The sequence below is a fragment of the Shigella sp. FC1967 genome, from assembly GCF_001743005.1.
Classification (GTDB): domain Bacteria; phylum Pseudomonadota; class Gammaproteobacteria; order Enterobacterales; family Enterobacteriaceae; genus Proteus.
The window spans coordinates 1-9,185 of the sequence record NZ_MIIZ01000443.1; the positions used below are offsets into that span (position 1 = coordinate 1).

7 protein-coding genes and 1 pseudogene are annotated in these 9,185 nt (G+C 40.0%); all 8 read right to left on the reverse strand.

Annotation, left to right across the window (positions count from 1 at the left end; translation table 11 throughout):
• Positions 1-126, reverse strand: a pseudogene (locus BHE89_RS24895) (carbon-nitrogen hydrolase family protein); the annotation flags it as partial.
• A gap of 21 nt (positions 127-147) precedes the next feature.
• Positions 148-2,910 (reverse strand): YhdP family protein, encoded by a 2,763-nt coding sequence (locus BHE89_RS03745; RefSeq protein WP_286145863.1) that lies wholly within the window; start codon positions 2,908-2,910, stop codon positions 148-150.
• Positions 2,828-3,949 carry a YhdP family protein gene (locus tag BHE89_RS24900; RefSeq protein ID WP_286145864.1) on the reverse strand — a complete coding sequence of 374 codons (1,122 nt, stop codon included), beginning with the start codon at positions 3,947-3,949 and terminating at the stop codon, positions 2,828-2,830. Before BHE89_RS24900 ends, BHE89_RS03745 begins: the two co-directional genes overlap by 83 nt.
• Positions 3,950-3,993: 44 nt before the next feature.
• On the reverse strand, positions 3,994-5,463 hold the full coding sequence (gene rng, locus BHE89_RS03750; protein WP_069368723.1) for a ribonuclease G: 1,470 nt from the start codon (positions 5,461-5,463) through the stop codon (positions 3,994-3,996).
• Entirely contained in the window at positions 5,460-6,047 is a 588-nt protein-coding gene (locus BHE89_RS03755) for a Maf family protein (protein WP_069368724.1), read from the reverse strand. The genes rng and BHE89_RS03755 overlap by 4 nt, the downstream gene beginning before the upstream one ends.
• Before the next feature lie 52 nt (positions 6,048-6,099).
• Complete coding sequence (gene mreD, locus BHE89_RS03760; RefSeq protein WP_069368725.1) at positions 6,100-6,588, reverse strand: rod shape-determining protein MreD; 489 nt, start codon at positions 6,586-6,588, stop codon at positions 6,100-6,102.
• A gap of 5 nt (positions 6,589-6,593) precedes the next feature.
• Positions 6,594-7,646, reverse strand: a complete 1,053-nt coding sequence (mreC, locus tag BHE89_RS03765) for a rod shape-determining protein MreC (RefSeq protein ID WP_069368726.1) — start codon at positions 7,644-7,646, stop codon at positions 6,594-6,596.
• 91 nt (positions 7,647-7,737) lie between these two features.
• The gene (gene mreB, locus BHE89_RS03770) at positions 7,738-8,781 is read right to left on the reverse strand and encodes a rod shape-determining protein MreB (protein ID WP_023582893.1); all 1,044 of its coding nucleotides are present in this window, start codon (positions 8,779-8,781) and stop codon (positions 7,738-7,740) included.
• Positions 8,782-9,185: the final 404 nt, after the last annotated feature.

The window sequence follows — 9,185 nt, forward strand, 5'->3', positions numbered from 1 at the left end:
GAGTTTGAAAAAAGTAACGCATTTTCAGGTGTTAATACAAGCTTCACTGAATCGGGTAATTGCTTAATCTGTTGCTCGATTTGCGCCAGATTATTTTTTTATGTTTTTTCCGCTACAAAGTTGCAAAAGTGCGACATTAACTTTTTTTCATAACGCCTGATTCTCCTTAAGCTGACGCAGTACTTCGTCAATTTTGGGTTGTTCCATAGTTCCGGTCACGTGATAACGGATAACTGAAATCTTACTCCAAAGTGGTCCCAGAACCTTTGATGCCGCAAACACCGCGGCGCCTGCAATTGGGTTTATTGCGAAAGCCGTAGCAACACCGACTGTAGCTGAAATCTCTGGGGTGACTACAACTTGTAGATCCATTTTACGTCCAAGTAAGTCCACTTTCCCACTTATCGCAATATCGGCAATAACACCATCAATACGTACTCTCTCTGCATTCATAATACCTTGATTAATCGTAATTTCACTCTTAATCGAGTCATACTCAAAATGCTCACTAAAAGTATCTCTAAAATCAAACTGTAATTTACGTAAAAGTGCATCAAAACTCACAAGGCGAAGCAACTTACCGGCTTGTCCTACATTAACTTTCTCTATACGTCCTTTGCCCAGGGTGGATTTAATATCACCTTGCAAAGTCGCCAGTTCAAAGTTCCACGGTGTATTACGCCATTGTAACGAAAAATCTGCGTCAAGAGGGGATTGAATAATCGGGATAATGTAACCAAAATAGGCAGCCATTTCGTCAACTTCTTCGGCTTTTAATTTTCCCATTAGTTTTGTTGTATTATTGCCCGCATTATCTTGAGACCACACACCATTAACCGACAATTCCCCACTACTATTTTCTAATTTACCGTCAGTTAAAAATAAAGCATTTTGATTTTGTTTTAATGAACCTTCTATCTTCCCTAAAAGCAGGCCATTGACCCAACACTCCTGACATTCAAAATCAATAGGAGGAATACTTTTCACAGAAAATTTTACTGTATTGGGATCAGAAATATTTGCCATTTTTAATGGTTTTTCCTCTTGAGAAGATGAAGAACCATTAAAATAAAGATAATTAATATTAACTTGCCAAGGTGCGGGTGTTGCAGGAATAAACACATCGCCTCGTAATTCACTGCCTGAGAAAGCGAATTTTATTCCCTCAGTAACGTGCATAATTTCAGTTTGAGGATCATCCCATTTTTGCCCTGCAAAATTTAAATCTGGCAAACTGATATGTACATTATCAGGAAAAGTGACTTTATTTTCAGATGGCGTTAAAGACGAAAAAGCCATTAATGTCGGCAACCATTTATCACCCTCTAATCCTTTAATAGCGATAGTTAAGCGTTGTTGTGAACTCAACTCTGGTAATTGAATAGAAGAAGACACCACATTGCCTTGCAATAAGCGTAGCTGTTTTCCTAATGACCATTGGCTATTCAGTTTCCACTGTTTCTCAGCACTGGCATTTAAGGTTAAGGCTTCACTATTACCCTTTGCAGAAATAACAATCGGCGATGAATTTTTTAAATCTTGTGTTTCAGGTGCTGTAAGTTTGCTACTTAATGTGTTGATATCTCCAGTTAAATCGACTTGATAATCAACATCACCTTTTTCGGGGATCTTAACATTCACATTTCCTTTCCATGGGAATACACCACTAAATTTCTGTTGAATATCGCGAGGTAAACCTTGAATTTTTTGAATATCCCATTGGCCTTTTAAACCGACATCGACCTGATAATTATCCCTATCATTATGACTCATAAATGAGAAAGCGAGAGGCTGCCCAAACCAATTAGCCGTTAACGTATCACTCTCAAGTTTATCATTGTGATAACGAAATTGTCCGCTAACGCCCTTTAAGGTGGTATCCATAAAGTTCAATGTAACATCATTGTTTTTTAAATTAATATCACCCGAAGCAACCACATCTTCGCCGCCAAAAGGAATATCTAATTTCAATGTGCCGTTAATGTTTCCTGCGACATTAAGCTCTTCGAGTGTATGCCCAATACTCGCCATTTGAGAATCTAAGAAATACTCTTTCAGCTCATCGCCCGTAGCTTGAATATCCGCGTTAATTAAGATCCGCTCTTGTCGATAACTCTCAATCACTGCACTTAAATTCGTAGCGGTTGCTTTACCCACTTTTGCTTGTGTAGAAGACATCCATAGCCCATCATTTTTAAAATCTAGATTAATATCCAAATTGAATAATGCAGGCCATTCACTATCAAATTTAAAGGTTGCCTGTTTAACTGGGGCATAAACTTGGAACCACCCTTTGTGATTATCAAAAGGGAAATCGGCGGGGTCGCCATGGAAAATAAAGGTTCCATTATCGATATTCCCTGCAATAATCGCCTCCGAGAGATATTCTGTTAGCGCTTTCCCCACATACTCCTCAGGTAGATAACGCCATGTATCTCCTGCATTTGTGACTCTTACACCAGAAAGTATAGAAAGCAGCTGATCTTCACCTTGCTTTTCATAACGAAAATCACCCGCTACCCATGCTGATGTCGCTTGAATATCTAATCCTTCACTCCAAAGAGATAAATCATCTCCTGAGTAAGTCCAATAAATCGCGCCTTTCCCTTTTTCAATATTCAGCGGTGCTTTAAACAATTTTCCAGTATCTATTTCACTGTTTGCTAGGGTGAAATTAAGTTCTCCCTGTTGCATACTGCCTTTTAATTTCCCACTGAAATGTTGTACAGAAGGGATCTCTTGCCAACGCTTCCAACTCACATTCTCCCAAGAGAGATTTATTACGCTTTGCTCAAAGTGTTCAGGTGTGAGGTCTAATGCAAAATCATTAACCACACCAGAAAATTGGCGATATTGCCATTGACGAACAAAATCGGGTGTTAAAAAAAGAGAATAATGGCAATACCGCATATAATCTATCTAACTCAATATTTTTGGCTCGAATACGCCACGCTTCATCATGTTGTTTTTCTTTTGGTTGATAAAGAACAGCTAAATAACCATCAGGCCACTCTTCCCCATCCATTGTAATTTTTCGAGTATAAGGAATATCCGCAAGCCAACCATTTTCTTGCCTTCTCATACGCAATATTAAATCTTCAACATTTAATACGTGCGAGGTTCCATTACTACTCCAGTCCATTTCACCTTGGTGAATTTGCAACTGGCTACCAGTGATACGCCCTTGAGTAATTTCAATCCAGTTAGACAAACTGGCTTTCGCTTCACCTACGCCACTATTATTTTTTACCCACTGACTCAGCCAAGGTGAGATATCAATGTCATCTGCGGTAAGAAATACGTTACCGTTATCGATTAAGCCACTCTCGGTGGTATAGAGATCAAGACGTACCTTTAAACCACCATAATGATTAGTTGGTGTATCCAGCGTGACTTCACCTTGAGCGCGATGACGGTTTTTTTGATTTAACCACATCAATTCAGGCGCATGTAATGTACTCGTGTCTCCCGAAGGAGTTAAAAAAACAAAACGGCTTTCAATGAGTTTAAAGCGATCAAACTGCTCAAGGAAAATTGAAGAGATATTATCAGGTTCAGTTAACGTTATATCCCCACTTTGCCCAGTAAAAAGAGGTCTGTGGTAATTCACATATAACTGTTCAAAGGTCATTTCACGAAAGTGAAGGCGAAAATCGAATAATGAACGCCAAACGTCAAAAGAAAAAGTGACTTTTTCTGCCATAACGTTGACATCTTTATTGGTAATATTCAGCCCTTCTACTTGAATATCAGGGCCAAAATTCCGCCACTCTCCCATGATCTTTGTCATTGAGACAGGGCTATTGAGTTGTTTCGTAAGATACGATTCTATTTCAGGGCGATAACTATCTAAGCGAGGTAGAAAATAACGAAATCCGCTTAATATCAAGGCAAAAACGATGAGGCAAAAGACTGTTATCACTAACAGGTATTTAGGCAGCCGCTTCATTTTGTCTCCTTTCTGCCATCATATTCATTAGGAAGGCGAATCCATTACATCATCACCACATCAAATTGCTCCTGACTATAGAGTAGCTCAGTTTGCACTTTCACTTGTTTACCAACAAAAATTTCAACCTCGGCTAATGCATGTGATTCATCGCCTTTTAATGCTTCTGCAACTGCTGAGGAGGCATAAACTAAAAAGCGATCTGCATCAATCGTTTTATGCACCCGCACTATTTCACGTAAAATCTCATAACAAACCGTTTCAACAGATTTTACCGTACCTCGCCCTTGGCAAGTTGGGCAGTCATCACAAAGAACATGTTCAAGGCTTTCCCGTGTTCTTTTACGTGTCATTTCCACTAAGCCGAGTTGAGAGAAACCATTAATAGTCGTTTTCACCCTATCTTTACTTAGTGCTTGTTCAAGTGATGCTAATACTCTGCGTTTATGTTCATCATTATTCATATCAATAAAGTCAATAATGATGATACCGCCTAAATTACGTAACCGTAATTGACGAGCAATGGCTTGGCTTGCTTCAATATTAGTATTAAAAATCGTTTCTTCTAAATTTCGATGACCAACAAATGCCCCAGTATTAATATCAATAGTGGTCATTGCTTCCGTTTGATCGATAATCAGATAACCGCCTGATTTTAATTCAACTTTACGCTCTAAAGCTCGCTGAATTTCACTTTCTACACCATAGAGATCAAAAATAGGCTGATTGCCTTGGTGTAATTCAAGTTTAGCGGTTAATTCAGGAATATATTCACCAATAAATTCCTGTAATTGATTGTAAGTTAATTTAGAATCAACTCGTATGCTATCTAATTCGGAACCCGCAAAATCACGTAAGATACGCTGTGCTAAAGCCAGCTCACCATAAATTTGAATACGGGTTTTATTTCTTTTCTTACGTTCAATGATTTTATTCCATAGGCGTTTAAGAAAAGCAGCATCTTGCTTAATTTCATGTTCACCAACGCCTTCGGCGGCAGTACGAATAATAAAACCACCATTTTCATCGCAATACTCTTCAACGAGTAACTTTAAGCGCTCACGCTCTTCTTCACTATCAATTCGCTGAGAAACGCCTACATGAGACGCACCTGGCATAAACACTAAATAGCGAGAAGGCAATGTAATGTCCGTGGTAAGGCGAGCACCTTTGGTTCCTAAAGGATCTTTAACCACTTGTACAATTAAATCTTGTCCTTGATGCACCAGTTGTGCAATATCACGAACATTAAATTTTTTCTGCTCTTCACCTGCAATACATTCAGTGTGAGGCATAATGTCAGAAGCATGTAGAAAAGCGGCTTTATCCAGCCCAATGTCAATAAATGCAGCTTGCATCCCGGGTAATACGCGACTTACCCGACCTTTGTAGATGTTTCCGACAATACCCCGTTTAGCTTCTCTTTCGACATGAATTTCTTGAAGTATGCCTCCGCGAATATAGGCAACACGAGTTTCAGAAGGCGTCACATTCACTAATAACTCAGCTGTCATGAAATATCCTTCTCATTAGCTAAAGACGAAAATTGAGCTATCAATGCTTCGGTTTCAACAAGAGGCAATCCGACAACAGCATGATAACTTCCCTCAATCCGTTGAACAAAACGACCTCCTTTTCCTTGAATACCGTAAGCGCCAGCTTTATCCATTGGCTCCCCTGACTCAATATACGCGCTAATCTCACTCTCTGTCATCTCTCTAAAAGTGACGTGTGTGACGACTAATTGACTCAATGTGCGTGTTCTATTAGAGAGAGCAATTGCTGTCATCACTTGATGTGTTGCGCCTGAAAGTGAACGTAGGATATGTGCAGCATGGGTTTTATCACGAGGTTTTTCAAGAATATGTCCATCATGAACCACAATAGTATCAGAACCCAAAACGGGATAATCATAAGGTGCTTGTTTTACACCTGCTTGTGATTTCTCTTTTGCTAGACGAAGAACATACTCTTCTGGCTTTTCACCTTGTTGCCAAATTTCATCAATTGCTGGCGTAATAATACTAAATTCAACATCTAATAACGCGAGAAGTTCACGTCTTCTTGGTGAACTGGAAGCCAGATAAAGCGTGGTCACAAATCATGTCCTCATGACGATAACGCAAAAGTGACCGCCATGATCCAATAACTTAGTGAACTAAAAACTGGTGACGGATTTTGCGAAGTAAAAAATAAAGCCATGGCCAAAGAATACCACTGACTGGGCTATTCCAGAATACTTGAGGGTGAAAAGTCACGGGTGAAAGTAAAAATTCTGCCCAAAATACAGTGAGATCAACAATAACAACACTTAACATCACCACTAAAGCTTGTTGCCATAATGCTAGATTGCAAAAAAGCTGATATTTAAAGGCGATAACATAACTCACTAACGTGTAGGCCAATGCATTAACACCCAAGGTCGTTCCTTGGACTAGATCCATAATCATACCTAAGACAAACGCGGTTCCGACACTTACACGATGAGGAATTGCTGTTATCCAATAAATAAGAAATAACATCGGCCAAATAGGTCGATATACTTCTAACTGTTCTGGCCACGGCATAATTTGTAAAACTAATGCGACAAGAAAAGAGAGCCAAACAACCCAACGCCCACGACTTTGATATGGATTCATTGTGTCTACCTACTTCTATTTGTATTAGCAGGTGTATTGGTTGCAGCAGGTGTTGTAACAGATGTCGCATTTCCGTTAGTGCCTTCAGCTGTATTGTCTAACGGCTCTTGAGACATAGAACGAGGAAGCGGTGGTCCTGCTTGTTCATAATTAGGTAAAACTTGAGGCATCAGTTGCATTAAACGCTCATTAGCTGCGTTATAAACCTCTGAAGGCAGAGGAGGCTCCCCCATTTTATCTGATGCATTCCATAATAAAAGCAAATAGCGTAAACGCTGTAACTCTGCTGAAGGTCGAACATTAATCACGGAATAAGCCCGTTGATTATCGACTTTAACTGAAGATACCACACCAACAGGATACCCTTCTGGGAAACGCCCCCCCAATCCTGATGTCACTAAAACATCGCCTACACGAATATCAATATTGGCAGGTAATGCTTCTAACAATAAATCATCGGCGCACCCCGCACCAGAGGCGATAACACGAATATCGTTACGTAAAACTTGTACAGGTAATGCATGAGAAGTGTCACATATTAATAGCACACGACTCGTAATCTCACTTACGGCAATAACTTGTCCTACAACACCTTTATCACTAATGACAGGTTGCCCTTCATAGACGCCATCATTGGTTCCTTTATCAATAACCACTTGATCTCGATAAGGCGTGCTATTACCAGACAGCACTTGTGTTACTGTCATCTGTTCATTTTGGCGCAAAGGTGAACCAAGTAATTCTCGTAAACGGGCATTTTCTTGCTTAAATTGCTCCAGTAATTGGCTTTCACCGCTGCGAACTAATAACTCTTTCCTTAACGCTTGATTCTCAAATTGCAAACGCTCACGCGTGGCAAAGGTTTCTGAAATTTGATCGAGGAAACGGCGAGGGCCATTTGCAAGAAAATAGAAGGGACTAACTGCAGTATCAAGATACTGGCGGACTTTAGAAAATGCGCCAATACGGTTATCAGCAATCAATAAAGAAATGGCGATAACCACGGCGATTATTAATCTTAGTTGCAGGGAAGGACCCCGACTAAAAATTGGCTTCATAAACTCTAAAATCACTCACACGGAGAAGTAAAAAAACAGGCGTTAATATTCTCACCAAGGGGGAATCCATTCTCCCTTGTTAGAATTAATCTCAATCTTCGCTAAACAGATCGCCACCGTGCATATCGATCATTTCTAATGCTTTACCACCACCACGAGCAACACAAGTCAGTGGATCTTCAGCAACAATAACAGGAATACCTGTTTCTTCCATCAATAAACGGTCAAGGTTACGTAACAACGCACCACCACCCGTTAATACCATACCGCGCTCTGAAATATCAGAGGCTAATTCTGGTGGGCATTGCTCTAATGCAACCATAACGGCGCTTACGATACCTGTTAATGGCTCCTGCAAGGCTTCAAGAATTTCATTAGAGTTTAATGTAAAGCTACGAGGTACACCTTCTGCAAGGTTACGGCCGCGAACTTCGATCTCATTAACTTCATCAGAAGGATAAGCTGAACCGATATCGTGTTTGATACGTTCAGCTGTTGCTTCACCAATCAGTGAGCCGTAGTTACGACGTACATAGTTAATGATAGCTTCATCAAAACGGTCTCCGCCGATACGAACAGAAGAAGAGTAAACAACACCGTTTAATGAAATCACGGCGACTTCTGTTGTACCGCCACCAATATCGACCACCATTGAACCTGTTGCTTCAGAAACAGGTAATCCTGCCCCGATTGCAGCAGACATAGGTTCTTCAATTAAGAACACTTCGCGAGCACCTGCACTTAATGCTGATTCACGGATTGCCCTGCGTTCTACTTGAGTAGCCCCTACTGGTACACAAACTAATACACGAGGACTTGGACGCATAAAGCTATTGTTATGAACCTGTTTTATGAAGTGCTGAAGCATTTTTTCGGTTACATAAAAATCAGCAATCACACCGTCTTTCATTGGACGGATAGCAGCGATATTCCCAGGTGTACGCCCTAACATCTGTTTGGCTTCATGCCCAACAGCTGCAACACTTTTTGATGTGCCAGCGCGATCTTGACGAATAGCGACAACGGAGGGTTCATCGAGAACAATACCCTGTCCTTTGACGTAAATAAGGGTATTGGCGGTACCCAAGTCAATAGACAAATCGTTGGAAAACATGCCACGAAATTTTTTAAACATACGAAAGGATAATCCTGCAAGCCGGGACGGAAAAATCCGTCTACTCTATCAACCACAATAAGCAGCGACAAGGCGCGATTCACTACTTAGATTAAAGTGGACACGTAAATAATCTTAAAGGCACAATATTCTACGTTACTTTTCCCAATTGGAGCAGAAAAAAACTGCATAAAAAATGGGCTAATTAGAACGATTAACGCATAATTTCGATCCTACGCTGTTCATATTTAACTTATGTAACAATACAAACAACGTTCACATCAATAAAGAGAAATCTCACTTCGTTGCCACACTGTGACTCAAAAGTCTCATTGCAAGTTCAAATAAAATTTATACATTTGAATAAGTACAATCACTCTATTGATATTAAATGGTGTTTTATTAGCAAAAATTGACTGAGATCA

Excerpts from the sequence above, each read along its gene's own strand:
- BHE89_RS03745 (WP_286145863.1), bottom strand. The coding sequence starts at position 2,910 with ATGCGGTATTGCCATTATTCTCTTTTTTTAACACCCGATTTTGTTCGT.
- BHE89_RS24900 (WP_286145864.1), bottom strand. The coding sequence starts at position 3,949 with ATGAAGCGGCTGCCTAAATACCTGTTAGTGATAACAGTCTTTTGCCTC.
- rng (WP_069368723.1), bottom strand. The coding sequence starts at position 5,463 with ATGACAGCTGAGTTATTAGTGAATGTGACGCCTTCTGAAACTCGTGTT.
- mreD (WP_069368725.1), bottom strand. The coding sequence starts at position 6,588 with ATGAATCCATATCAAAGTCGTGGGCGTTGGGTTGTTTGGCTCTCTTTT.
- mreC (WP_069368726.1), bottom strand. The coding sequence starts at position 7,646 with ATGAAGCCAATTTTTAGTCGGGGTCCTTCCCTGCAACTAAGATTAATA.
- mreB (WP_023582893.1), bottom strand. The coding sequence starts at position 8,781 with ATGTTTAAAAAATTTCGTGGCATGTTTTCCAACGATTTGTCTATTGAC.